The sequence below is a fragment of the Isoptericola dokdonensis DS-3 genome (assembly GCF_001636295.1).
GTDB lineage: Bacteria > Actinomycetota > Actinomycetes > Actinomycetales > Cellulomonadaceae > Isoptericola > Isoptericola dokdonensis.
The window spans coordinates 1393566-1415781 of the sequence record NZ_CP014209.1 but is presented as its reverse complement, the minus strand read 5'-3'; the positions used below and the strand labels follow the sequence as shown (position 1 = coordinate 1415781).

Sequence of the window (22216 nt, the reverse complement as noted above, 5' to 3'; positions counted from 1 at the left end):
TCAGCGGCGGGCGTCGGGGTCCGCCGGCGGGTCGGGGGTGTCGGCGCGAGCCGGACCGCCCGGCGCGCCGTTCCGGTGGTCGCGCCGCCGCGGCCGCGGCCGCGGCCCGAGGAGCCGCACCGCCACGACGGACGCACCCGCGACGTGCACCACGGCGCCGTCGCGAGGGTCGGAGCGGCGCGCCGGGTCACGGCGCAGCGTGAGCCCGTCGGGCTCCACGGCGACGACGACGCCGATGACGTCGGTCCAGCGCCGGCCCGTGCGTCGTGCCTCGTCAGGATCCAGTCCGCACCGCACCACGACCCGGCTGTCCACCGCGGCGTCTCGCCAGTCGGACAGGTGCGTACCGTCGTTCGGGTAACTCACGTGAGCGATACTAGAGTTCCCCCCGTACCACCGGAGCTCGCTCCGTCCTCGTCCCCCCGGAAGGTGTCCGCAGTGACCTACGTGATCGCTCAGCCGTGCGTCGACGTCAAGGACAAGGCGTGCATCGAGGAGTGTCCCGTGGACTGCATCTACGAGGGCTCCCGGTCGCTCTACATCCACCCGGACGAGTGCGTCGACTGCGGCGCCTGCGAGCCCGTGTGCCCCGTCGAGGCCATCTACTACGAGGACGACGTCCCCGAGGAGTGGAGCGACTACTACAAGGCCAACGTCGAGTTCTTCGACGACCTGGGCTCCCCGGGCGGCGCCGCCAAGATGGGTCTCATCGAGAAGGACCACCCGGTCATCTCCGTCCTGCCCCCGCAGGCCTGAGGCCCCGGATGGGGCTCGCCGACCTCTCCGGTCTCCCGTACCCCTGGGACACGCTCGGTGACGTCCGGGCCACGGCCGCCGCCCACCCGGGCGGGATGGTCGACCTGTCCGTCGGCACCCCCGTCGACCCGACGCCGGCCGTCGTCCGCGACGCCCTGTGCGCCGCCGCCGACGCCCCCGGGTACCCGCTCACCCACGGCACCCCGGCGCTGCGCGAAGCCGTCACCGACTGGTTCGCGCGGCGCCGGGGGGTGCCCGGCCTCGATCCCGACGGGGTCATGCCCACCGTCGGCTCCAAGGAGCTCGTCGGGCTGCTGCCCTCGCTCCTGCGCCTCGGTGCCGGGGACGTCGTCGTGCACCCCGGGATCGCCTACCCCACCTACGACGTGGGCGCCCGCCTCGCCGGCGCCACCCCGCTGCCGGTGAACGGCATCGACGACTGGGCCGGTCGCGACGACGTCCGCGTCGTCTGGGTCAACTCCCCGTCCAACCCCACCGGCGCCGTCGCCGACGTCGACGAGCTGCGCTCCGTCGTCGACGCCGCCCGCGCCGCCGGGGCCCTCGTCGTGTCCGACGAGTGCTACGCCGAGCTCGGGTGGGAGGGCGGAGCCGTCGGCCCCGACGGTGCGAGCCAGGTGCCCAGCGTCCTCGACCCGCGCGTCAGCGGCGGCAGCACCGACGGGCTCCTCGTCACCTACTCCCTGTCCAAGCAGTCAAACCTCGCCGGGTACCGCGCCGCGTTCGTCGCCGGCGACCCGCGCGTCGTCGCCGACCTCGTCGCCACCCGCAAGCACCTCGGCATGATCGTGCCTGCCCCCGTGCAGGCCGCGACCGTCGCGGCGCTCGGTGACGTGCAGCACGTCGCCGAGCAGCGGGAACGCTACCGGCGCCGCCGCGACCTCCTGCTCCCCGCGCTGCGGGCCGCGGGGTTCGTCGTCGACCACTCCCAGGCCGGCCTGTACCTGTGGGTGCGCGGGGCCGACGACGCCGCAGGTGGGAGCACCTCCCGCGACCTCGCGCGCACCTTCGCCCGGTGGGGGATCCTGGTGGGACCGGGCGACTTCTACGGCCCCGCCGGCGCCCGGCACGTCCGCGTCGCCCTCACCGCGCACGACGAGGCGATAGCGACCGCTGTGTCGCGCATCACAGCGCCTTGACTCCGGGATTGGAACCACATGGGATTGGGGGGTAGTTTCATCCGCAGGCCGAGGCTGCCCTGTGGTGACGCCGCCCTTGGCGGTGCCGGCAGGTAGCCCGTCACGTTGCCATGAGATCGCGTGCCCGCAGCGCCCCCGACGACGGGAGCCGGGGCCCGTCAGGGAAGGAAGACATGACGTCCACCCAGCACACCCCCTCGGTCGGGCTCACCGTGGACGGGTCGGAGAACCCGCTCTCCGTCGTCCCCGCCACCGAGGGCAACGACGGCATCGTCGTGTCCTCCCTGCTCAAGAACACGGGCATGGTCACCGTCGACCCCGGGTTCATGAACACCGCGTCCTGCGAGTCCGAGATCACCTACATCGACGGCGACCAGGGCATCCTGCGCTACCGCGGCTACCCCATCGAGCAGCTCGCCGACAGCTCCTCGTTCCTCGAGGTGTCGTACCTGCTCATCCACGGCGAGCTCCCCACCGCGACCGAGCTCGACGCGTTCACCGACCGCGTCAACCGCCACACCCTCGTCCCCGAGGCGTTCCGCACCTTCCTCGGCACGTTCCCGCGCGGCGGCCACCCCATGGCCATCCTCGCCTCCGCGGTCAACGCCCTCGCCACGTACTACCCGGAGGCGCTCGACCCCCACGACGACGAGGCCGTCGAGCTCGCCACCGTGCTCCTCCTCGCCAAGACGCGCACCATCACCTCCTACGTGCACCGCGCCATGAAGGACGAGCCCCTGCTCTACCCCGACGCCGCCCGCGGCTACGTCGACGACTTCCTGCGCATGACCTTCGCGCGCCCCTACGAGGAGTGGCAGGCCAACCCCACCCTCGTCGCCGCGATGGACAAGCTCCTCATCCTGCACGCCGACCACGAGCAGAACTGCTCCACCTCGACCGTGCGCATCGTCGGCTCCTCCAACGCCACCCTCTTCGCGTCCGTCTCCGCCGGCATCAACGCGCTCTCCGGCCCGTCGCACGGCGGCGCCAACGAGGCCGTGCTGCTCATGCTCGAGAACATCCGCAAGGGTGACGACTCCGTCGAGACCTTCATGAAGAAGGTCAAGAACAAGGAGGACGGCGTCCGCCTCATGGGCTTCGGGCACCGCGTCTACAAGAGCTACGACCCGCGCGCCGCCATCGTCAAGAAGCACGCCGACGCCGTCCTCGACGAGCTCGGCGCCAAGGACGAGCTCCTCGACATCGCCCGCGGCCTCGAGGAGATCGCGCTGAGCGACGACTACTTCGTCGAGCGCAAGCTCTACCCGAACGTCGACTTCTACACCGGCCTCATCTACAAGGCGATGGGCTTCTCGCCCGCCATGTTCACGCCGCTCTTCGCGCTCGGCCGCATGCCCGGCTGGATCGCCCAGTGGCGCGAGATGATGAAGGACCCGCAGACCAAGATCGGCCGCCCGCGCCAGATCTACACCGGCCCGACCGCGCGCGACTTCGTCGCCGTCGAGAACCGCTGACCCCTCGCCGGGCCGTCCCGGCGTACGTCGAGAGCCCGCACCGACCGTCCGGTGCGGGCTCTCGTCGTGCCAGGTCCGTGCACGTCGGCGCGAGTCAGCGCACGTTCCGCCGAGTCAGCGCACATCGGCGCGAGTCAGCGTGGATTCCGCCGAGTCAGCGCTGGTCCGCCCGGTGTCCGACGACGAGGGCGCGGTCGCGCTCACGCGCCCCAGGGGGCGCTCCGCTTCCGGTCTGACGACCGCGCCCTCGTCGTCGGACACCGGGCTCTGCCGTGGGTCGCGCTTCGTCCGGCTCGGCCTGCCGCGAGTCAGCGCACTTCGACGTGAGTCAGCGCAAGATCCGACGAGTCAGCGCACCTCGACGCCAGTCAGCGCAAGATCCGACGAGTCAGCGCAGATCGGCACCCGTCAGCGTTGAACCCGGCGAGTCAGCGGACAGCCGTCAGCCGGTCGGGGTCGTCAGCACGGACCGGGTTCGCTTCGCCTGGTCGGGTCGATGCGCTGGCCTGCGCTGTATGGCACGGATCGACGCTGACTCGTCGGATCTTGCGCTGACTGGCGCCGATTCACGCTGACTGGCGTCGTCGTGCGCTGACTGGTGGAGTTCTGCGCTGACTCGCGCCGGTGTGCGCTGACTCGTGATCAGGCGGGGGCGGGAGCGACGACGACGACGGCCTCGCCGGCGGGGACGGGTTCCGTGCCGTCGGGGGTGGGGGACCACTGCGCGGAGTCGCGGGTCCAGACCTGGTCGGCGGCGCGGACCTCGACGGCGCCGGTGGCGTCGGCGGTCGTGACGGCCCAGTGGGCGACCGCCCAGGCGGCGCGGTCTGGGTCGTCGTAAGGGAGGGACGACGCGTCGACGACGACGGTCACGCCGTCCTCGGAGGGCTCGCCGACCTGTACGCCGTCCGAGCCCTGCGGGACGCCGAGGTCGCGGGCCAGGAGATCGGTGAGGACGGTGGCGGCGTCCGCGCCGGTCGGGTCGTCGTCGCCGACCGGGCGCAGGGTGCACGTGATCGCGCCGGGAGAGTTGCCGGTCAGCGCGGAGGCCCAGGCGCGGGCGAGCTGCTCGTGCTGGGCGTACGCCTCGGGGAACGCGGAGCGCTGCACGGCCTGCGCGGCGTCCGTGACCTCCATGTCCTGCCAGCCGTCGACCTGGACGAGCCCGTCGTAGAACGCGTTGGTCGAGTAGACGGGGTCCATGATCTCGGCGGGGGTGCCCCAGCCCTGCGAGGGGCGCTGCTGGAACAGCCCGATGGAGTCACGGTCGCCGTAGTCGATGTTGACCAGGCGGGACTCCTGCATGGCGGTGGCCAGGCCGATCGTCGCCGCGCGAGCGGGCATCCCACGCTGGATCGAGATGCCGGTGATGAGAGCCGCGTTGCCCGCCTCCACCGGCGACAGCACGTACCGGTCGCCGTCGAGCGCGGCCGAGCACTCCTCGGTGACCCGCGTCCGCTCCTGCGAGCCGAGGAACCAGACCACCCCGGCCACGGCAGCGCCCCCCAGGAGGAGGAACGTGGCGACGGCGCCGGCCGTCCGCGCGGCCGGGCGCCGCCGTTCGTCCATCAGTTCGCGTGCAGGGCGGCGTTGAGCTCGACGCCGACGCCGCCCCGGGTGAGGGCCTCGACGGCGCCCGTGCGGGAGTTGCGGCGGAACAGCAGCCGGTCGCGCCCGGCCAGCTCGCGGGCCTTGACGACGCGGGGCTCGCCCTCGTCGCCCATCTCGTCCAGCACCGTCACCTTGGTGCCCGCGGTGACGTACAGGCCCGCCTCGACGACGCAGTCGTCGCCCAGCGGGATGCCGAGACCGGCGTTCGCGCCGAGCAGGCTGCGCTCACCGAGGGAGATGACCTCCTTGCCGCCGCCGGACAGGGTGCCCATGATGGAGGCGCCGCCGCCCACGTCCGAGCCGTCACCCACGACGACGCCCGCCGAGATGCGGCCCTCGACCATCGAGGCGCCGAGCGTGCCCGCGTTGAAGTTGACGAACCCCTCGTGCATGACGGTGGTGCCCTCGGCGAGGTGGGCGCCGAGCCGCACGCGGTCGGCGTCCGCGATCCGCACGCCCGACGGCACGACGTAGTCGACCATCCGCGGGAACTTGTCGATGCCGAACACGGTGACGGGTGCGCCGGTGGCGGCGCGCAGCCGCAGCCGGGTCGCCTCGAAACCGGCGACGCTGCAGGGCCCGTGCGACGTCCACGCGACGTTCGCCAGCGCACCGAACACGCCGTCGAGGTTGAGGCCGTGCGGGGCGACGAGGCGGTGCGACAGCAGGTGCAGGCGCAGGTAGGCGTCCGCGGCGCTCGCCGGGGCGGCGTCCAGGTCGATCTGGGTGTGCACCACGGACACGTCCACGCGGCGGGCGTCGTCGCGCTGCGTGAGCGCGGCGAGCTCGGCCGGGACGTCCACGTCGTCGGGGGACTCGCCCAGCGCGGGGGCCGGGTACCAGACGTCGAGCGTGGTGCGGTCGTCGGCGATCGTCGCGAGGCCGAGGCCCCAGGCGTGGCGGGCGGAGGTGGTGGGCGCGGTCATGGGGTCCAGCCTATCCACGGCGGCTGGCAGGATGGTCGCATGCCCGCTGCACGGAACCGCCTCGACCCCGCCCTCCTGGACCCGGCGGTGCTGCCGACCTCCGACCTCGCCGACCTGCTCGCGGCGGTGTGCGACGTGGAGTCCGTCTCCGGCCACGAGACGGCTCTGGCGGACGCCGTCGAGGCCGTGCTGCGCGATCAGCCGCACCTGGAGGTGCACCGCGACGGGGACGCCGTGGTCGCCCGCACCCACCTCGGGCTGGACCGGCGCGTCGTCCTCGCCGGGCACCTCGACACCGTCCCGCTGACCGACCCGCCGAACCTGCCCACCCGGTGCGAGGGCACCGGCGACGACCGTGTCCTGTGGGGTCGCGGCACCGTCGACATGAAGGCGGGCCTGACGGTGTTCCTCGCCCTCGCCGTGGAGCTGGGGCGTCCCGGCAGCGAGCCGACGACGGACGTCACCTACGTCTTCTACGACCACGAGGAGGTCGAGGCCACCAAGAGCGGGCTCGGCCGGCTGGTGCGGAACAGCCCCGAGCTGCTGGCCGGCGACTTCGCCGTGCTCGGCGAGCCGACGTCCGCGGGCATCGAGGGCGGCTGCAACGGCACGATCCGGGTCGACGTGCGCACGCACGGCCGGGCCGCCCACTCGGCGCGCGCCTGGCGCGGCGAGAACGCGATCCACGCCGCCGCGCCCGTCCTCGCCCGCCTCGCCGCCTACGAGCCCGCCGAGGTCGAGGTCGACGGCCTCGTCTACCGCGAGGGCGTCAACGCCGTCGGCATCGCCGGCGGCATCGCGGGCAACGTCATCCCCGACGCCTGCACCGTCACCGTGAACTACCGGTTCGCGCCGTCGCGCTCCGAGGCCGACGCCGAGGCGCACCTGCGCGAGCTGTTCGACGGGTTCGAGGTGGTCGTCACGGACTCCTCGCCGGGCGCCCGCCCGGGCCTCGACGACCCGCTCGCCGCCCAGTTCGCCGCCGCCGTCCTCGCCCGCACCGGTGGCGCACCGCGGCCCAAGTACGGCTGGACCGACGTCGCCCGCTTCGCCGCGCTCGGCGTGCCGGCCGTGAACTTCGCGCCCGGCGACCCGCTGCTCGCGCACGCCGACGACGAGCGCGTCCCCGTGCGCGAGCTCGCCCTGTGCCGGGACGCCCTGCGCTCCTGGCTGTGCGGTGCTTAGGCTCGGACCATGAGCGATCGCACCGACGACGGCGTGCCCCAGACCGGCCGTGGCTACCGCAAGGGACCCGTCCTGCTGCGCGGCGACAAGATCCCCGCCATGACCACCGACCAGCGGCTCCTCGCCCCCGGCGAGGGCACCGACTGGGTCCACTCCGACCCCTGGCGCGTCATGCGGATCCAGGCGGAGTTCGTCGAGGGCTTCGGCGCGCTGGCCGAGATCGGGGCCGCCGTGTCCGTCTTCGGCTCGGCCCGCACACGCCCCGACCACCCCGACTACGCCCTCGGCGAGGAGGTCGGCCGGCGGCTCGTCGAGGCGGGCTACGCCGTCATGACCGGCGGCGGTCCCGGCATCATGGAGGCCGCGAACAAGGGTGCCGTCGAGGCCGGCGGCACCTCGGTGGGTCTCGGGATCGAACTGCCCTTCGAGCAGGGCATGAACGAGCACGTCAACGTCGGGGTGAACTTCCGCTACTTCTTCGCCCGCAAGACGATGTTCGTCAAGTACGCCCAGGGCTTCGTGGTGCTCCCCGGCGGCTTCGGCACCTTCGACGAGCTCTTCGAGGCCCTCACGCTCGTCCAGACGCACAAGGTCACCGGGTTCCCCGTCGTCCTCGTCGGGTCGGACTACTGGGGCGGCCTCCTGGAGTGGTGCCGCACCGCGGTCGTCGACCGCGGCATGATCAACGCCGCCGACCTCGACCTGCTGCACCTCGCGGACACCGCCGACGACGCCGTGGAGCACGTGCTGGAGCGCGGGCGGGCGCTGGCCGCCGAGTTCCGGTCGTGATCCCGCCCGCCGGGGCCCCGCTGGTCCTGCGCGGACGCGAGGTGGGGCGGGGAACCGACGGGTCGCTGCGACCGGTCGTCATGGCGATCGTCAACCGCACCACCGACTCCTTCTACGCGCCCGCGCGCCTCGCCGACGACGGCGCGGCGCTCGCGGCGGCGCACCAGGCGTGGGCCGACGGCGCGGCGATCCTCGACGTCGGGGGAGTGCGGGCCGGGGTGGGGCCGGAGGTCGGGGAGGCCGAGGAGGTCGACCGTGTCGTGCCGTTCGTCGAGCAGGTCCGCGCCCAGGTGCCGGAGCTGCTCGTCAGCGTCGACACGTGGCGTTCCGGCGTCGCGCGGGCCGCGATCGCCGCCGGGGCCGACCTGATCAACGACACGTGGGCCGGTCACGACCCGGCGCTCGTCGAGGTCGCGGGGGCCGCCGGCGTGGGTGTCGTCTGCTCCCACACGGGCGGGGCGCTGCCGCGCACCGACCCGTTCCGGGTCGCCTACCCCGAGACGGGCGTCGACGGCGCGACGGCCGACGTGCCGTGGATGCCGCTCGACGACCCTCGCGACGGTGTCACCCGGGACGTGCTGAGCACGCTCGCGGCGGCGGCGGCGCGCGCGGTGGCGTGCGGCGTCCCGCCGGCGTCGGTGCTCATCGACCCTACGCACGACTTCGGCAAGAACACGTGGCACTCGGTGCACCTGCTGCGCCGCACACAGGCCCTCGTGGCGCTCGGGTACCCGGTCCTCATGGCGTTGAGCCGCAAGGACTTCGTGGGCGAGGTGCTCGACGTCGGGGCGGACGACCGGCTCGCCGGGACCCTCGCGGCGACCTCCCTGGCGGCGTGGCACGGGGCGCGCGTGTTCCGCGCGCACGACGTCGTGGCGACCCGGCACGCCCTCGAGCTGATCGCCGCGGTGCGCGACGAGGCGCCGCCCCGGGCCGCGCGCCGCGGTCTGGGGTGACCGGGGGACGGCGGGCTGCGGCGCGCGGGTTCGTGCGGGTGCGGTGCTGGAACCGTGCTGGTCGGCGCTAGAATGGCTCGGACCGCTCGTGCTCCCGCGACCGCCCGGCAGTGCCGACCCGCCGCCGTGTCGACGCGGCGAGCAGGCGTCGAGGAACCGGACAACGGAATGGAGAGCCACACATGGCTGCGATGAAGCCGCGGACGGGCGACGGGCCGCTCGAGGTCACCAAGGAGGGACGCGGCATCGTCATGCGTGTCCCGCTGGAAGGTGGTGGCCGCCTGGTGGTCGAGCTGAACGCCACCGAGGCCGGCGAGCTGGGCGAGGCCCTTCAGGCCGTCGTGGGCTGACGACGCGACGTCGTCGGAGCGACTCCGGGCGCGGGACGGGTGACCGTCCCGCGCCCGTCGTGGTTCCCGGGGTCGGTCAGGCGTCGGCGCGGCGGACGGCGAGCAGCACGCCGTCCCCGACGGGCACCATCGCGGGCGCGAGCCGCTCGTCCTCCCGCAGGGCCGCCAGCACCCGCCGGACGGCGGTCGTGTCGTGGTCGCGCCAGGCGGGGTCGACGACGCGTCCCGCCTGCAGGGCGTCCACCAGCGCGAGCACCCCGCCGGGGCGCAGCAGCCGCACCGCGGCGTCGACGTAGGCGGCGAGCGTGTGCGGCTCGGCCGTGACGACCACCAGGTCGTAGGCGGTGTCCGCGAGGCGGGGGAGCACGTCGGCCGCGGGGCGGGCGATGGTGCGGGTGCGCTGCGGCTCGACGCCCTCCTCCGCGAAGGCGGCCTTCGCCGCCCGGTGGTGCGCGACGTCGGCGTCGATGGTCGTCAGCACGCCGTCCGGCGCCATCCCGCGCAGCAGCCACAGCGACGCCACGCCGCTGCCGGTGCCGATCTCGACGACCGCGCGGGCGTGCAGCGCGCCGGCCACGACCTGCAGCAGGGCGCCCGTCGCGGTGCTGACGGCGGGGGCACCCAGCTCGTCGCCACGGTCCCGGGCGCGCACGAGCGTCGCGTCCTCCACGAGGTACGTCTCGCTGAACGCCCACGCGGCACCACGGCCCTCGTGGGCACCGGCCTCGGTCGTGATGGCGCCTCCCTCTGCTGGGCAGATGGTACGTGGGAACTCTTCACGGCGCCCACACGTTCGCATGGGACGATGGCCGTGATGACCAAGACAGCAGGACCCGAGGTGACGCCGTGGGTCCCCCCGACGTGGGACGAGATCGTGCGGGAGCACTCCGCCCGCGTCTACCGGCTCGCCTACCGCCTGACCGGTGACCGCCAGGACGCCGAGGACCTCACGCAGGAGACGTTCCTGCGGGTCTTCCGCTCGCTGTCCAGCTACACGCCCGGCACCTTCGAGGGCTGGCTGCACCGCATCACCACGAACCTGTTCCTCGACCAGGTGCGCCGCAAGAAGCGCATCCGGTTCGAGCAGATGGGCGAGGACGCCGCCCGGGTCGTGTCCGACGACGACCGGTCGCGCCCCGAGCGCGGGTTCGAGCACGGCAACCTCGACCACGACGTCCAGGCCGCGCTGGACGCGCTGCGCCCCGAGTACCGCGCCGCCGTCGTGCTGTGCGACATCGAGGGCCTCAGCTACGAGGAGATCGCGGTGACGCTCGGCGTGAAGATCGGCACCGTCCGCTCCCGGATCCACCGCGCCCGCGCGCAGCTGCGGGACGCGCTCGAGCACCGGCGCGACGAGGTCGTGCGGTGAGCCCCCACCTCGGCGACCTGGTGAGCGCTCTCGCCGACGGCCAGCTCGCGCCGCGCGAGACGGAGCGGGCGCTGGCGCACGTCGCGCGCTGCCCGCTGTGCGCCGCCGAGCTCGAGCACGCCCGGTCGGCCCGGCGCCGGCTGTCCCAGGCCGCCGAGGTGGCGCCCGCCCCCGACCTCACCGCCCGGCTGCTCGCCCTGTCGGAGTCCATCCCCTCCACGCAGGGCGACCCGCTGCGGGCCCGTGAGCACGACGACACGTGGGCCGTGCCCGACGCCTGGCGCACCACCCTCACGGGGGACGTGACCGCGGCAGCGAGCCGGCGGCGTCGGCACCGGGTGGCGCTCGTCGGGGCCGCCGGTGCCGGCGTCATCGGGTGCACGCTGTTCGCGCTCGGGCAGGCGCCCGTCGTGTCCCCCGAGGCGTCGCGGGCGGCCGCGCTGACCACCCTCTCGGGTGCCGCGACCACCGGCAGCACGCCGGCGTCGGTCGGCGACCTCTCGGCGAGCGGGCTCGTGGCCCCCGGCGCCCTCCCCGACGGCTACCTGCTCTCGGCCGTGCAGGTGGACGGCGACGTCGCGCAGATCGACCTCACCGGACCCGACGGCAGCGTCGTCGTCCGCGAGCAGCCCGGGCGGCTGGCCGAGGACGCCACGGACCGGCTCTCCGTCGGCGACGGGCGCGAGGTGGTCGTGCTCTCCCGCGACCCGTGGCACGTCGCCTGGCAGGACGGCGACGTCGTCGTGGAGGTCACCACGGACGCCCCCGAGGACGTGCTCGTCGAGGTGGTCGCCGCGTTCCCGGGTCATGACTACGATGCCGGGGTGCTGCCTCGGCTCAGCCGGGGATGGTCGACCGTGACAGGAGCGTTCACCCTTCCATGACCGCCGAGGACCCCGACCTCTTCGCCGCGCCCGAGCCGTCCGCCGCCCCGCGGCCGGAGCGGGCCCCCGCGGCAGCCGACCCGGCTGCACGCCCCGTGACCACGGGGTCGACCGCTCCCGGCCCCGCGCCGGCCGTCCCGCCCCGCACGGCGCCCACCGGGCCGCCGAGCCACGAGGTGTTCCCCGCCGGTCCTGCGCCGCGCAGCACCGACACCCCGGCTCCCGCCGCCGCGCCCGCCCCCGCCCGTCTCGGCGCGAGCCGCGTCGCGACGGTCGTCGTCCTGGCCCTCGTCGTCGGCTTCGCCGGCGGCTACGCCGGCGACCGGGTCGCCGAGCGGACCGCCGGCCCGGCCCCCGCGGCGAACCTGCCCGTGGCCGCCGACGACGAGGCGGCCGAGCCGTCCCGCCCGGCGGGGTCCGTCGCGGCGATCGCCGCGGACGTGCTCCCGTCGGTCGTCTCCTTCGAGGTCACGTCCTCCGACGGCGCCGGGTCGTCGGGGTCGGGCTTCGTGCTGCGCGACGACGGCTACCTGCTGACCAACAACCACGTCGTGGCGGCCGGGGCCGAGGGCGGCGAGATCGTCGTCGTCCTCGCCGACGGCAGCGAGCACGAGGGCGAGGTCGTGGGCCGCACCTCCGACTACGACCTCGCGGTGGTGCGGATCGACGCCGACGGGCTCACCCCGCTCGTGCTCGGCGACTCGGACGACGTCGTCGTCGGTGACGCGGTGCTCGCCGTCGGTGCCCCGCTGGGCCTGGACTCCACCGTGACGTCGGGCATCGTGTCCGCGCTGCACCGGCCCGTGCAGGCGGGGGACCAGGCCACGACGGCGTTCATCGACGCGATCCAGACCGACGCCGCGATCAACCCCGGCAACTCCGGCGGGCCGCTGGTCGACGCCGACGGCGAGGTCGTCGGCATCAACTCCGCCATCGCGCAGCCGCCCGGCGCGCTCCAGGCGACGGGCAGCATCGGCCTCGGGTTCGCCATCCCCGCGAACCAGGCCCGCACCACCGCCGAGCAGCTCATCGAGGACGGGCAGGCCACCTACCCGGTGATCGGCGTCCTGCTGGACTCCGGCTACTCCGGCGAGGGCGTCCAGGTCGCGCAGGAGGCGCAGGACGGTGTCGCGCCGGTCACGCCCGGCGGCCCGGCCGACCTCGCCGGTGTCCGGCCCGGCGACCTCATCCTCGAGATCGACGGCCGTCCCGTCTCGCAGAGCGACGAGCTCATCGTCGCCATCCGGGCACGTCAGCCCGGTGACGCCGTGACGCTGACCGTCCGGACGGGGGACGACGAGCGCGAGCTGCGCGTCGTGCTGCAGGAGAGCCCGAGCGACTGATGGGCGACTACCCGACGCCCGACGCCCGGGGTTAGGCTGGCGCGCGTGCTGGGGATCAACGGTGGCGAGCTCGTCGTCATCATCGTGCTGGCGCTCGTGCTCATCGGGCCGGAGCGGCTGCCGCGCTACGCGGCGCAGCTCGGCGCGCTCGTCCGCCGGGGCAAGTCCGTGCTCCAGGACGCCAAGACCCGCGTCGACGACGAGCTCGGCGAAGACTTCCGGGACGTCGACTGGGGCAAGCTGGACCCGCGCCAGTACGACCCGCGCCGGATCGTCAAGGAGGCGCTGCTGGACGACGAGCCGGCCGCGCGCCGCCCGGCCGCCGCGGCCGGTGCGGGAGCTGCCGCCGCGGCGGCGACCGTCCCGGTGGCCCGCCCCGCCGGCGCGCCGGCACCCTTCGACGACGAGGCGACGTGACCGCGGACCGGACCTACCGGACATACCGCGCATTGACGGCTCGGCCCGCAGACCTGCCAGAATGAGGAACATGTCCGACGTCACCGCACCGGGCACGCACGCCGCGCGCCGTCCTCGCATCCTGTCCGGGATGCAGCCCACCGACTCGTCCCTCCACCTGGGCAACTACCTGGGTGCGCTCACCCAGTGGGTCGCCCTCCAGGACGACCACGAGGCGCTGTACTGCGTGGTGGACCTGCACGCCCTCACGGTGAACCCGGACCCCGAGGCGCTGCGTCAGCGGACCCGCGCGACCGCCGCGCAGTACCTCGCCGGCGGTGTCGACCCGGCGCGGTCCGCGCTGTTCGTCCAGTCGCACGTGCCCGAGCACACCGAGGTCGCGTGGCTGCTCGCCTGCCAGACCGGGTTCGGCGAGGCCAGCCGCATGACGCAGTTCAAGGACAAGTCCGCCAAGCAGGGCACCGAGGGCACCACCGTCGGCCTCTTCACCTACCCGGTGCTCATGGCCGCCGACATCCTCGTGTACGACGCCGCCCTGGTGCCCGTCGGCGAGGACCAGCGCCAGCACCTCGAGCTCACGCGCGACCTCGCCGAGCGGCTCAACACCCGGTTCGGCGCCGGCACCGCCGTCGTCCCCGACGCCCACATCGTCTCGGCGACCGCGAAGATCCAGGACCTCCAGAACCCCACCGCGAAGATGTCGAAGTCGAACGCGGGCGGCAAGGGCGTCATCTGGCTGCTGGAGGACCCGAAGAAGGCCGCCAAGGCGGTGAAGTCCGCCGTCACCGACGCCGACGAGTCGTACGCGGTGTTCTTCGACCGGGAGAAGAAGCCCGGCATCTCGAACCTGCTGACGATCTTCTCCGCCGTCACCGGCCGCGACGTCGACGCCATCGCCGCCGAGTACGACGGTCGCGGCTACGGCTACCTCAAGGTCGACCTCGCCGACGCCGTCGTCGCGTTCCTCGAGCCGTTCCAGGAGCGTGCCGGGACGTACCTGTCCGACCCGGCCCAGCTCGACAAGGTCCTCGACGACGGCGCTGCTCGCGCCCGCGAGATCGCCGGCGGCGTCCGCGACCGGATGTTCGACCGGTTCGGCCTGCTGCCGCGGGGCGCCCGGTGAACCTGCCTCCGCGCGGGCCCGACCAGGCACGGATCGGGGTGGCGATCGCGATCCCCGCACCGTACGCCGGGCAGCTCCAGGAGGCTCGGTCGCGCGTCGGTGACCCCCTCGCCGACGCCATCCCGCCGCACATCACCGTGATCGGGCCGACCGTCGTCGATCAGTCCGTGCTGCCGGCGGTCGCCGAGCACCTGGAGAAGGTCGCCGCGGAGACGGCCCCCTTCCGGGTCCACCTGCGCGGCACCGCCACGTTCCGGCCCGTCTCGCCCGTCGTCTTCGTCGCGCTCGTCGAGGGCATCGCCGAGTGCGAGCTGGTCGAGCAGCTGGCCCGCTCCGGCGTGCTCGCCCAGGAGCTGCGGTTCAGCTACCACCCGCACGTGACCGTCGCGCACGAGGTCTCCGAGGACGCCCTCGACGAGGCCTTCGCCGCGATGAGCGACTTCGAGGCGGTCTTCGACGTCACCGAGCTGTGGCAGTACGAGCACGGCGACGACGGCGTGTGGCGCCCGCAGCGGTCGTTCCCGCTCACCGCCGCCGCGGCACCGTCCGCCTGACCTGCACGGAGGGCTCGTCCGGGACGCGTCGCCGCCGCGCCCGTGCCCGCTCGTGGCGACCTGCCGACGCCACGGCGCGCCGCTAGGGTCGGCATGTGCCGGAACGGATCGAACGCCTCAGGTCCCTGGCGGCGCGTGCCACGAACTGGGCCAAGGACCGGCGCGAGGTCCGCTCCGTGCAGTGGTACCTCGCCCGGCGCGGGAGCCAGCTCAGCGGCGGCATCGCCTACTCGGCCCTGTTCTCCCTGGGTGCGGCCCTCACCATCGGCTTCTCCGTCTTCTCCTCGGAGCTGTCCCGTCGCCCGGAGCTGCAGGCGGCGATCTACGAGCAGATCGACACCTGGCTCCCCGGTCTCCTCGACACCGGCAGCGGCGACGGACTGGTGCCGGTCTCGACCCTCGTGGTCGAGACGGCCTGGAGCCTCACCACCGCGATCGCCGCCGTCGTCTTCCTCTGGACCGCGATCAGCTTCATGGGAGCCCTGCGCCACTCCGTCCGGTTCATGTTCGACGCTCCCGTCGTCGGCGTCAGCCCCGTGCTGAGCAAGGTCTGGCAGCTCGTCGGGTTCGCGATCCTCGGGGCGATGCTCGTCGTCTCCGCGGCCGCCAGCGTCGTCTCCCGGACGGTGACGGAACAGATCGAGGCATGGTTCGGGGAGTCCTGGACGCTCGGCGTCGTCCTGGCCGCGAGCACGTTCGGCGTCGCCGTCCTGCTCGACGCGCTGCTGGTCTACCTCGTCATCCGGGTCGTGGCCCGCATCCGCCCGCGCCGCCGCCGGGACGCACTGCTCGGGTGCCTCGCCACCGGGCTCGTCACCGGCAGCCTCCGCTGGGTCGGGACCGCCGTCGTCACCGCCAGTGCCTCCAACAGTGCGCTCCTCGTCCCGTTCGTGACGCTCGCCGCCATCCTGCTGCTCATCAACTTCGTCGCCCGCGTGCTGCTCGTCGCCTGCGCGTGGATGTACGACCCGCCCCGCCTCGACGAGATCGCCCGCGCGGAGGCCGAGCTCGTCGAGATGCGTCGTCGTGCCGAGGTCGAGCGCATCGTCCGCCAGGGCCGAGGTTCGGGCAGACCGTACAGCCCCGTCGTCCGCGGGGTGCGCCGCGCCCTGTACGCCTACTGACGTGCCGCCGCCCGTCCTTGCGCTGACTCGCGCCCGACGAGCGCTGACTCGCGCCCGACGCGAGAGGGTGGGGACCGGACGGGACTGCAGCAGCACCCGGGAACGACGACGGCACCGCCCCGCGGGTGCGGGACGGTGCCGTCGAGGGGTCGATCAGAAGGCGCGGGTGATCATCGCCCGCTTGACCTCCTGGATGGCCTTGGTGACCTCGATGCCGCGGGGGCAGGCCTCGGTGCAGTTGAAGGTCGTGCGGCAGCGCCACACGCCCTCCTTGTCGTTGAGGATCTCCAGACGCTGGGTGGCGCCCTCGTCGCGCGAGTCGAAGATGAACCGGTGCGCGTTGACGATGGCGGCGGGGCCGAAGTACTGGCCGTCGGTCCAGAACACCGGGCAGGACGACGTGCACGCGGCGCACAGGATGCACTTGGTGGTGTCGTCGAACCGCTCGCGGTCGGCCTGGGACTGGATGTGCTCGCGGCTGGGCTCGTTCCCGGAGGTGATGAGGAACGGCATGATCTCGCGGTAGGAGGCGAAGAACGGCTCCATGTCGACCACGAGGTCCTTGATGACGGGCAGACCCTTGATGGGCTCGACGGTGATCGGCTTGTCGGGGTTGACGTCCTTGAGGAGCGTCTTGCAGGCGAGCCGGTTGCGACCGTTGATGCGCATCGCGTCGGACCCGCACACGCCGTGCGCGCACGAGCGGCGGAACGTCAGCGAGCCGTCGATGTCCCACTTGATCTTGTGCAGGGCGTCGAGGATGCGGTCCGTCCCGTACGCGGTGACGGTGTGCTCCTCCCACGTGGCCTCGTCGGATACCTCGGGGTTGAAGCGACGGATCTTCAGCGTGACCTCGAACGAGGGGATCTCGCCCGCCTTGGGCGTGGCGGCCGCGTCGGTATTCTCGAGAACAGCAGTCATCAGTACTTCCGCTCCATCGGCTCGTAGCGCGTCTGGGTGACGGTCTTGGACCCCAGCACGACCTTGTAGTCGTCGAAGGACTCGACGTGGTCGAAGTAGCCCTCGACGTGGCCCTCGGCCACGTCGGGCGCTGCCGTCGGACGGCGGTACGCCATCGTGTGCAGCATGTAGTTGGCGTCGTCGCGGTTCGGGAAGTCCTCGCGGTAGTGCCCGCCGCGGGACTCCTTGCGGTTGAGCGCGGCGACGACCGTCACCTCGGCGATGTCAAGGAGGAACCCGAGCTCGATGGCCTCGAGGAGGTCGGTGTTGAAGAGCTTGCCCTTGTCCTGGACGGACACGTTGCGGTAGCGCTGCTGGAGCTCACGGATGTCGGACAGCGCCTGGTTCAGGGAGTCCGCGGTGCGGAACACCTGGGCGTTCGCGTCCATCGTCTCCTGGAGGGCCTTGCGCACGTCCGCGACGCGGTCGCCGTCGGGGCGGTCGCGCATCTCGGCGAGCTGCGCCTCGACGCGGGCGGCGGGGTTCTCCGGCAGGTCGAGGTGCTGGGCGACCGTCTTGGCGTACGCGGCCGCGGAACGGCCCGAGCGCTTGCCGAAGACGTTGATGTCCAGCAGCGAGTTGGTGCCGAGACGGTTGGAGCCGTGCACGGAGACGCAGGCGACCTCGCCGGCGGCGTAGAGGCCCTTGACGACGTTGTGGCCGTCGCGCAGGACCTCGCCGGACACGTTCGTGGGCACGCCGCCCATGGCGTAGTGGGCCGTGGGGAACACCGGGACGGGCTCGGTGTACGGCTCGATGCCGAGGTACGTGCGTGCGAACTCGGTGATGTCCGGCAGCTTGGCGTCGATGTGCGCGGGCTCGAGGTGGGTGAGGTCGAGCAGGACGTAGTCCTTGTTCGGCCCTGCGCCACGGCCCTCGCGGACCTCGTTCGCCATGGACCTCGCGACGATGTCGCGCGGGGCGAGGTCCTTGATCGTGGGGGCGTAGCGCTCCATGAAGCGCTCGCCGTCCGAGTTGCGCAGGATGCCGCCCTCGCCGCGCGCGGCCTCCGAGAGCAGGATGCCGAGGCCGGCCAGGCCTGTCGGGTGGAACTGGAAGAACTCCATGTCCTCCAGCGGCAGGCCGCGGCGGTAGGCCAGGGCCATGCCGTCACCGGTGAGGGTGTGCGCGTTGGAGGTCGTCTTGAAGATCTTGCCCGCGCCGCCGGTGGCGAAGATGATCGCCTTGGCCTGGAAGACGTGGATCTCGCCGGAGGCGAGGTCGTAGGCGACGACGCCGGTCGCGTTGACCTCGGCGCCGTCCTCCAGCTCCTCGGTGGTGAGGTCGTGGTCCGTGAGCAGGTCGAGGACGTAGAACTCGTTGAAGAACTCGACGTCCTGCTTGACGCAGTTCTGGTACAGCGTCTGCAGGATCATGTGGCCGGTGCGGTCCGCGGCGTAGCAGGCGCGGCGCACCGCGGCCTGGCCGTGGTCACGCGTGTGCCCGCCGAAGCGGCGCTGGTCGATGCGGCCCTCGGGGGTGCGGTTGAAGGGCAGGCCCATCCGCTCCAGGTCGAGGACGGAGTCGATGGCCTCCTTCGCGAGGATCTCCGCGGCGTCCTGGTCGACGAGGTAGTCGCCGCCCTTGACCGTGTCGAAGGTGTGCCACTCCCAGTTGTCGTCCTCGACGTTGGCGAGCGCGGCGGCCATGCCGCCCTGCGCCGCGCCCGTGTGGGAACGCGTGGGGTAGAGCTTGGAGATGACCGCGGTGCGGGCCTCCTTCGAGGCCTCGAGCGCCGCGCGCATCCCGGCGCCGCCTGCGCCGACGATGACGACGTCGTACTGGTGGGTCTGCATCGGGTCCGATGCCTCCTGCGAGAAGGTGGTGGTGCGGGCTGGGGGGTGGGGGCCGGTCAGGCCGTGCAGAACGACGCGAGCAGCTCGGCGGGCGCGTCCGGCGGGCACGGGTCGAACGTGAAGATGACCAGGGTGCCGAGGACGACGGTGATGGTGAACGCCAGGTACAGCAGCCCCTTGAGCACCCCGCGGGTGACGTCCTTCTGGGCGTAGTCGTTGATGATCGTCCGGACGCCGTTGGTGCCGTGGATCATGGCGAGCCAGAGCATGAGCAGGTCCCAGACCTGCCAGAACGGGCTGGCCCACTTGCCGGCGACGAACGCGAAGTCGATGGCGTGCACACCCTCGCCGACCATGAGGTTGACGAAGAGGTGGCCGAAGATCAGCGCGATCAGCACGACGCCGGAGGCGCGCATGAAGACCCACGAGTAGAGCTCGTAGTTGCCCCGGGTGGTCCGGCGGCGCGCGTAGGGGGAGCGCGGCGTGGGGACGGTGGTCGTGGTCGTCATCAGTGACCGCCTCCGAAGACGTTGCCGAGGTGGCGCGGCAGGAAGCCGGCCATGGTCACCACGAAGAGGCCCAGGACGATCCACAGCATGGCCTTGTGATAGCGCGGGCCCTTGGACCAGAAGTCGACGAGGGCGATGCGCAGACCGTTGAAGGCGTGGAAGACGATGGCGGCGACGAGCCCTGCCTCGCCCAGTCCCATGATCGGCGTCTGATAGGTGCCGATGACCGCGTTGTACGCCTCGGGGGAGACGCGTACCAGGGCGGTGTCGAGCACGTGGACCAGGAGGAAGAAGAAGATGAGCACGCCGGTCACGCGGTGCGCGACCCAGGACCACATGCCTTCTCGGCCGCGGTAGAGCGTGCCTGCGGGGGCTGTCGGCACGGGGGGAGCCTCCATTGGCGGAATCGGTCGGACTGTCGCAAGCCACTGTAGTGACAGCAGGTCGCGATGTGGTCACAGAGTGCCGCAGATCGGCGCCGCTGCGGCGTTTCTGTGACAGATTGCACAGCGGTCACGTCATGTCCGCGCGGAGCGTCACTATGCTTCGGAACATGCCTTCTGCTGCGATCCCGGGATTCCGCGCCGTCATTCCTGCCGGCGGTGCCGGTACCCGGTTGTGGCCGGTGTCGCGGGCCGCGTCCCCGAAGTTCCTGCACGACCTGACGGGTTCCGGCCGCAGCCTGCTGCAGGCGACGGCGGACCGGCTGGTGCCGCTGGCGGGCGAGGACGGCATCCTCGTGGTGACGGGCGCCCGGCACGTCGACGCGGTCCGGGCCCAGCTGCCCGGGGTGGGCGCGCAGGACGTGCTCGCGGAGCCCTCCCCGCGCGACTCGATGGCGGCGATCGGCCTGGCCGCCGCGGTCCTGGCCGAACGGCACGGCGACGTGGTCCTCGGCTCGTTCGCGGCCGACCAGGTGATCACCGGCCGCGCGGAGTTCGAGCGGGCGGTGCGCGAGGCCGTGGAGGCGGCCCGCGCCGGGTACGTCACGACCGTCGGCATCGCCGCCTCGCGCCCGTCGGTGGCGTTCGGGTACGTGCAGGGCGGGGAGCCGCTGGAGGTGGCGGGCGCGCCGAGCGCGGTGCACGTGCGGGGCTTCACCGAGAAGCCCGACGCGACGACGGCGCGCTCCTACCTCGCCTCGGGGGACTACCGCTGGAACGCGGGCATCTTCGTCGTGTCCGCCGGCGTGCTGCTCGACCATCTCGCGGAGCAGCGTCCGGCCCTGCACGAGGGTCTGCGGCGGATCGCCGCCGCGTGGGACACCGCCGACCGCGACGCCGTCCTGGCGCAGGTCTGGCCGGGCCTGGAGAAGATCGCGATCGACCACGCCGTCGCGGAGCCGGTCGCCGCGACCGGCGGGGTGGCGATGGTGCCCGGGTCGTTCGGGTGGGACGACGTCGGCGACTTCAACTCGCTGGCGGCGCTGCTGCCCGCGGAGGACGACGCGGGGTCGAAGGTGCTGGGCGAGAGCGCGGACGTCGTGCGGGTCCAGAGCGCCGGGTCGGTCGTCGTGCCGGCGTCGGGCCGCACCGTGACGCTCCTCGGCATCGACGACGTCGTGGTGGTCGACACCCCCGACGCCGTCCTGGTCACGACCCGCGCCCGGGCGCAGCAGGTGCGGCGCATCGTCGACGCGGTGCGCGACCACGGGCGGGAGGACCTGCTGTGAACGCGCCCCTGGACCCCGTCGAGAGGGTCGATCAGATCGTGGCCGGGCTGGCCGACCAGCTGGTCGCGGTGCGCCGCGACCTGCACGCCCACCCGGAGACGGCGCGCCAGGAGTTCCGCACGACGGCGCTGCTCGCGGACCGGCTGGTCGCGGCGGGGCTGACGCCCCGGCTGCTGGAGGGGACGGGCCTGGTGTGCGACATCGGGCCGGACGTCCCCGGACGCGGCCGGGTGGCGCTGCGCGCGGACATCGACGCGCTGCCGGTGGAGGACGCCTGCGGGCTGGAGTTCGCCTCGACGGTGCCGGGCACGGCGCACGCCTGCGGCCACGACGTGCACGCGTCGGTGGTGCTCGGGGCCGGCCTGGCCCTCGCGCGGCTCGCCAAGGAGGGCGCGGACGTGTCGGCCCGGCTGATCTTCCAGCCGGCCGAGGAGTCCATGCCGGGCGGGGCGCTCGACGTCATCGCCCAGGGCGCGCTGGACGGGGTCGCGCGCATCGGGGCGGTGCACACGGAGCCGAAGCTGGACGTGGGTCGGATCGGCACCCGCATCGGCCCGATCACGTCGGCGTCGGACATGGTGACGGTCACGCTGTCCTCCGGCGGCGGGCACACCTCGCGCCCGCACCTGACGGGTGACGTCGTCTACGCCCTCGGCCAGGTGATCACCCAGGTCCCGGCGGTGCTCGGGCGGCGGCTGGACCCGCGCTCGGGCGTGAACCTCACGTGGGGGTCGGTGCACGCGGGCAACGCGCACAACGCGATCCCGGCGACGGGGACGGTGCGGGGCACGATGCGCTGCCTGGACGTGCGGGCGTGGGAGAAGGCCGGCCAGGTGCTGCACGAGGCGGTGGCGCAGGTCGTCGCGGCGTACGACGTCGAGGTGACGGTGCACCACGTGCGCGGCGTCCCGCCGGTCGACAACGACGCGGAGGTCACGGCCGCGCTGGAGGCGGCGGCGACGGCGACGCTGGGCGAGGAGGGCGTGGTGCTCACCGAGCAGTCCCTGGGCGGGGAGGACTTCGCCTGGTACCTCACCAAGGTGCCCGGGGCGATGGCCCGGCTGGGCACCGCGACGCCGGGCGGCCCGCGGTACGACCTGCACCAGGGGGAGCTGCAGGTCGACGAGCGGGCGATCGGGATCGGGGCCCGGTTCCTCGCCCGGTTCGCCCTCGCCGGACCGTTCGCGCAGGTCGGCGAGGGCCCGGTGTGACGAGGATCATTCCAGGCGTGTTCCCGTTCGGTAACGACTCGGCCACGGC

At 73.2% G+C, this 22216-nt stretch carries 24 protein-coding genes; 16 read left to right on the top strand and 8 right to left on the bottom strand.

Going from position 1 to position 22216, the window contains the following annotated elements:
- Positions 1-366 carry a hypothetical protein gene (locus I598_RS06730; protein WP_157557175.1) on the bottom strand — a complete coding sequence of 122 codons (366 nt, stop codon included), beginning with the start codon at positions 364-366 and terminating at the stop codon, positions 1-3.
- 72 nt (positions 367-438) lie between these two features.
- Here I598_RS06730 and fdxA point away from each other — a divergent pair, with 72 nt between their 5' ends.
- The 3 genes from fdxA to I598_RS06715 all read left to right on the top strand — a co-directional run bounded on the left by fdxA (position 439) and on the right by I598_RS06715 (position 3388).
- Positions 439-756, top strand: coding sequence for a ferredoxin (fdxA, locus tag I598_RS06725; protein ID WP_068202303.1), 318 nt, complete (start codon positions 439-441; stop codon positions 754-756).
- An 8-nt stretch (positions 757-764) separates the two neighbouring features.
- On the top strand, positions 765-1913 hold the full coding sequence (gene dapC / locus I598_RS06720) for a succinyldiaminopimelate transaminase (RefSeq protein WP_068202302.1): 1149 nt from the start codon (positions 765-767) through the stop codon (positions 1911-1913).
- 173 nt (positions 1914-2086) lie between these two features.
- On the top strand, positions 2087-3388 hold the full coding sequence (locus I598_RS06715) for a citrate synthase (protein WP_083972984.1): 1302 nt from the start codon (positions 2087-2089) through the stop codon (positions 3386-3388).
- Positions 3389-4030: 642 nt separating this feature from the next.
- Here the strand turns inward: I598_RS06715 and I598_RS06710 are convergent.
- Together I598_RS06710 and dapD are read right to left on the bottom strand one after the other, a co-directional pair.
- Positions 4031-4957, bottom strand: a complete 927-nt coding sequence (locus I598_RS06710; protein ID WP_068202301.1) for a hypothetical protein — start codon at positions 4955-4957, stop codon at positions 4031-4033.
- Complete coding sequence (gene dapD, locus I598_RS06705) at positions 4957-5925, bottom strand: 2,3,4,5-tetrahydropyridine-2,6-dicarboxylate N-succinyltransferase (RefSeq protein ID WP_068202300.1); 969 nt, start codon at positions 5923-5925, stop codon at positions 4957-4959. Before dapD ends, I598_RS06710 begins: the two co-directional genes overlap by 1 nt.
- Positions 5926-5964: 39 nt before the next feature.
- Between dapD and dapE the strand changes: the two genes are divergently transcribed.
- From dapE to I598_RS17370, 4 genes are all read left to right on the top strand, one after another.
- Positions 5965-7110, top strand: a complete 1146-nt coding sequence (gene dapE / locus I598_RS06700; RefSeq protein WP_068202299.1) for a succinyl-diaminopimelate desuccinylase — start codon at positions 5965-5967, stop codon at positions 7108-7110.
- A gap of 9 nt (positions 7111-7119) precedes the next feature.
- The gene (locus I598_RS06695) at positions 7120-7899 is read left to right on the top strand and encodes an LOG family protein (protein WP_068202298.1); all 780 of its coding nucleotides are present in this window, start codon (positions 7120-7122) and stop codon (positions 7897-7899) included.
- Positions 7896-8855 (top strand): dihydropteroate synthase, encoded by a 960-nt coding sequence (folP, locus tag I598_RS06690; protein WP_083972982.1) that lies wholly within the window; start codon positions 7896-7898, stop codon positions 8853-8855. The genes I598_RS06695 and folP overlap by 4 nt, the downstream gene beginning before the upstream one ends.
- Before the next feature lie 182 nt (positions 8856-9037).
- Positions 9038-9205: a DUF3117 domain-containing protein gene (locus I598_RS17370; RefSeq protein ID WP_083972980.1), complete on the top strand. Its 168-nt coding sequence runs from the start codon at positions 9038-9040 to the stop codon at positions 9203-9205.
- Between the two features lie 76 nt (positions 9206-9281).
- On the opposite strand, the gene I598_RS06685 is transcribed toward I598_RS17370, so the two are convergent.
- On the bottom strand, positions 9282-9875 hold the full coding sequence (locus I598_RS06685) for an O-methyltransferase (RefSeq protein WP_068202297.1): 594 nt from the start codon (positions 9873-9875) through the stop codon (positions 9282-9284).
- Positions 9876-10019: 144 nt separating this feature from the next.
- On the opposite strand from I598_RS06685, the gene sigE reads away from it, so the two are divergent.
- The 7 genes from sigE (at position 10020) to I598_RS06650 (ending at position 16019) form a co-directional block, all read left to right on the top strand.
- Positions 10020-10574: an RNA polymerase sigma factor SigE gene (gene sigE / locus I598_RS06680; protein WP_068205075.1), complete on the top strand. Its 555-nt coding sequence runs from the start codon at positions 10020-10022 to the stop codon at positions 10572-10574.
- The gene (locus I598_RS06675; protein WP_068202296.1) at positions 10571-11458 is read left to right on the top strand and encodes a zf-HC2 domain-containing protein; all 888 of its coding nucleotides are present in this window, start codon (positions 10571-10573) and stop codon (positions 11456-11458) included. The genes sigE and I598_RS06675 overlap by 4 nt, the downstream gene beginning before the upstream one ends.
- A complete protein-coding gene (locus tag I598_RS06670) occupies positions 11455-12801 on the top strand; it encodes a S1C family serine protease (protein ID WP_068202295.1) in 1347 nt (448 codons plus the stop codon). Before I598_RS06675 ends, I598_RS06670 begins: the two co-directional genes overlap by 4 nt.
- A gap of 45 nt (positions 12802-12846) precedes the next feature.
- Positions 12847-13218 (top strand): twin-arginine translocase TatA/TatE family subunit, encoded by a 372-nt coding sequence (locus tag I598_RS06665; RefSeq protein ID WP_068202294.1) that lies wholly within the window; start codon positions 12847-12849, stop codon positions 13216-13218.
- A gap of 70 nt (positions 13219-13288) precedes the next feature.
- The gene (trpS, locus tag I598_RS06660; protein WP_068202293.1) at positions 13289-14341 is read left to right on the top strand and encodes a tryptophan--tRNA ligase; all 1053 of its coding nucleotides are present in this window, start codon (positions 13289-13291) and stop codon (positions 14339-14341) included.
- Positions 14338-14895 (top strand): 2'-5' RNA ligase family protein, encoded by a 558-nt coding sequence (locus I598_RS06655; RefSeq protein WP_068202292.1) that lies wholly within the window; start codon positions 14338-14340, stop codon positions 14893-14895. The genes trpS and I598_RS06655 overlap by 4 nt, the downstream gene beginning before the upstream one ends.
- Before the next feature lie 95 nt (positions 14896-14990).
- Positions 14991-16019: a YihY/virulence factor BrkB family protein gene (locus tag I598_RS06650; RefSeq protein ID WP_068202291.1), complete on the top strand. Its 1029-nt coding sequence runs from the start codon at positions 14991-14993 to the stop codon at positions 16017-16019.
- A gap of 153 nt (positions 16020-16172) precedes the next feature.
- On the opposite strand, the gene I598_RS06645 is transcribed toward I598_RS06650, so the two are convergent.
- From I598_RS06645 to sdhC, 4 genes are read right to left on the bottom strand one after another with little or no spacing between them, the layout of a single operon-like run.
- The gene (locus I598_RS06645; RefSeq protein WP_068202290.1) at positions 16173-16940 is read right to left on the bottom strand and encodes a succinate dehydrogenase iron-sulfur subunit; all 768 of its coding nucleotides are present in this window, start codon (positions 16938-16940) and stop codon (positions 16173-16175) included.
- Positions 16940-18775, bottom strand: a complete 1836-nt coding sequence (sdhA, locus tag I598_RS06640; protein ID WP_068202289.1) for a succinate dehydrogenase flavoprotein subunit — start codon at positions 18773-18775, stop codon at positions 16940-16942. The genes I598_RS06645 and sdhA overlap by 1 nt, the downstream gene beginning before the upstream one ends.
- A 56-nt stretch (positions 18776-18831) precedes the next feature.
- Entirely contained in the window at positions 18832-19284 is a 453-nt protein-coding gene (locus tag I598_RS06635; RefSeq protein ID WP_068202288.1) for a succinate dehydrogenase hydrophobic membrane anchor subunit, read from the bottom strand.
- Positions 19284-19667: a succinate dehydrogenase, cytochrome b556 subunit gene (sdhC, locus tag I598_RS06630; protein ID WP_157557173.1), complete on the bottom strand. Its 384-nt coding sequence runs from the start codon at positions 19665-19667 to the stop codon at positions 19284-19286. The genes I598_RS06635 and sdhC overlap by 1 nt, the downstream gene beginning before the upstream one ends.
- Before the next feature lie 170 nt (positions 19668-19837).
- On the opposite strand from sdhC, the gene I598_RS06625 reads away from it, so the two are divergent.
- Positions 19838-20956 carry a mannose-1-phosphate guanylyltransferase gene (locus I598_RS06625; RefSeq protein ID WP_157557172.1) on the top strand — a complete coding sequence of 373 codons (1119 nt, stop codon included), beginning with the start codon at positions 19838-19840 and terminating at the stop codon, positions 20954-20956.
- On the top strand, positions 20953-22167 hold the full coding sequence (locus I598_RS06620; RefSeq protein WP_068202285.1) for an amidohydrolase: 1215 nt from the start codon (positions 20953-20955) through the stop codon (positions 22165-22167). The genes I598_RS06625 and I598_RS06620 overlap by 4 nt, the downstream gene beginning before the upstream one ends.
- Positions 22168-22216: the final 49 nt, after the last annotated feature.

What these genes read in the sequence shown, in the direction of transcription:
- dapC (WP_068202302.1), top strand. Translation starts at nt 765, where the DNA reads ATGGGGCTCGCCGACCTCTCCGGTCTCCCGTACCCCTGGGACACGCTC.
- I598_RS06715 (WP_083972984.1), top strand. Translation starts at nt 2,087, where the DNA reads ATGACGTCCACCCAGCACACCCCCTCGGTCGGGCTCACCGTGGACGGG.
- I598_RS06710 (WP_068202301.1), bottom strand. Translation starts at nt 4,957, where the DNA reads ATGGACGAACGGCGGCGCCCGGCCGCGCGGACGGCCGGCGCCGTCGCC.
- dapD (WP_068202300.1), bottom strand. Translation starts at nt 5,925, where the DNA reads ATGACCGCGCCCACCACCTCCGCCCGCCACGCCTGGGGCCTCGGCCTC.
- dapE (WP_068202299.1), top strand. Translation starts at nt 5,965, where the DNA reads ATGCCCGCTGCACGGAACCGCCTCGACCCCGCCCTCCTGGACCCGGCG.
- I598_RS06695 (WP_068202298.1), top strand. Translation starts at nt 7,120, where the DNA reads ATGAGCGATCGCACCGACGACGGCGTGCCCCAGACCGGCCGTGGCTAC.
- I598_RS17370 (WP_083972980.1), top strand. Translation starts at nt 9,038, where the DNA reads ATGGCTGCGATGAAGCCGCGGACGGGCGACGGGCCGCTCGAGGTCACC.
- sigE (WP_068205075.1), top strand. Translation starts at nt 10,020, where the DNA reads ATGACCAAGACAGCAGGACCCGAGGTGACGCCGTGGGTCCCCCCGACG.
- I598_RS06670 (WP_068202295.1), top strand. Translation starts at nt 11,455, where the DNA reads ATGACCGCCGAGGACCCCGACCTCTTCGCCGCGCCCGAGCCGTCCGCC.
- trpS (WP_068202293.1), top strand. Translation starts at nt 13,289, where the DNA reads ATGTCCGACGTCACCGCACCGGGCACGCACGCCGCGCGCCGTCCTCGC.
- I598_RS06645 (WP_068202290.1), bottom strand. Translation starts at nt 16,940, where the DNA reads ATGACTGCTGTTCTCGAGAATACCGACGCGGCCGCCACGCCCAAGGCG.
- sdhA (WP_068202289.1), bottom strand. Translation starts at nt 18,775, where the DNA reads ATGCAGACCCACCAGTACGACGTCGTCATCGTCGGCGCAGGCGGCGCC.
- I598_RS06635 (WP_068202288.1), bottom strand. Translation starts at nt 19,284, where the DNA reads ATGACGACCACGACCACCGTCCCCACGCCGCGCTCCCCCTACGCGCGC.
- I598_RS06625 (WP_157557172.1), top strand. Translation starts at nt 19,838, where the DNA reads ATGCCTTCTGCTGCGATCCCGGGATTCCGCGCCGTCATTCCTGCCGGC.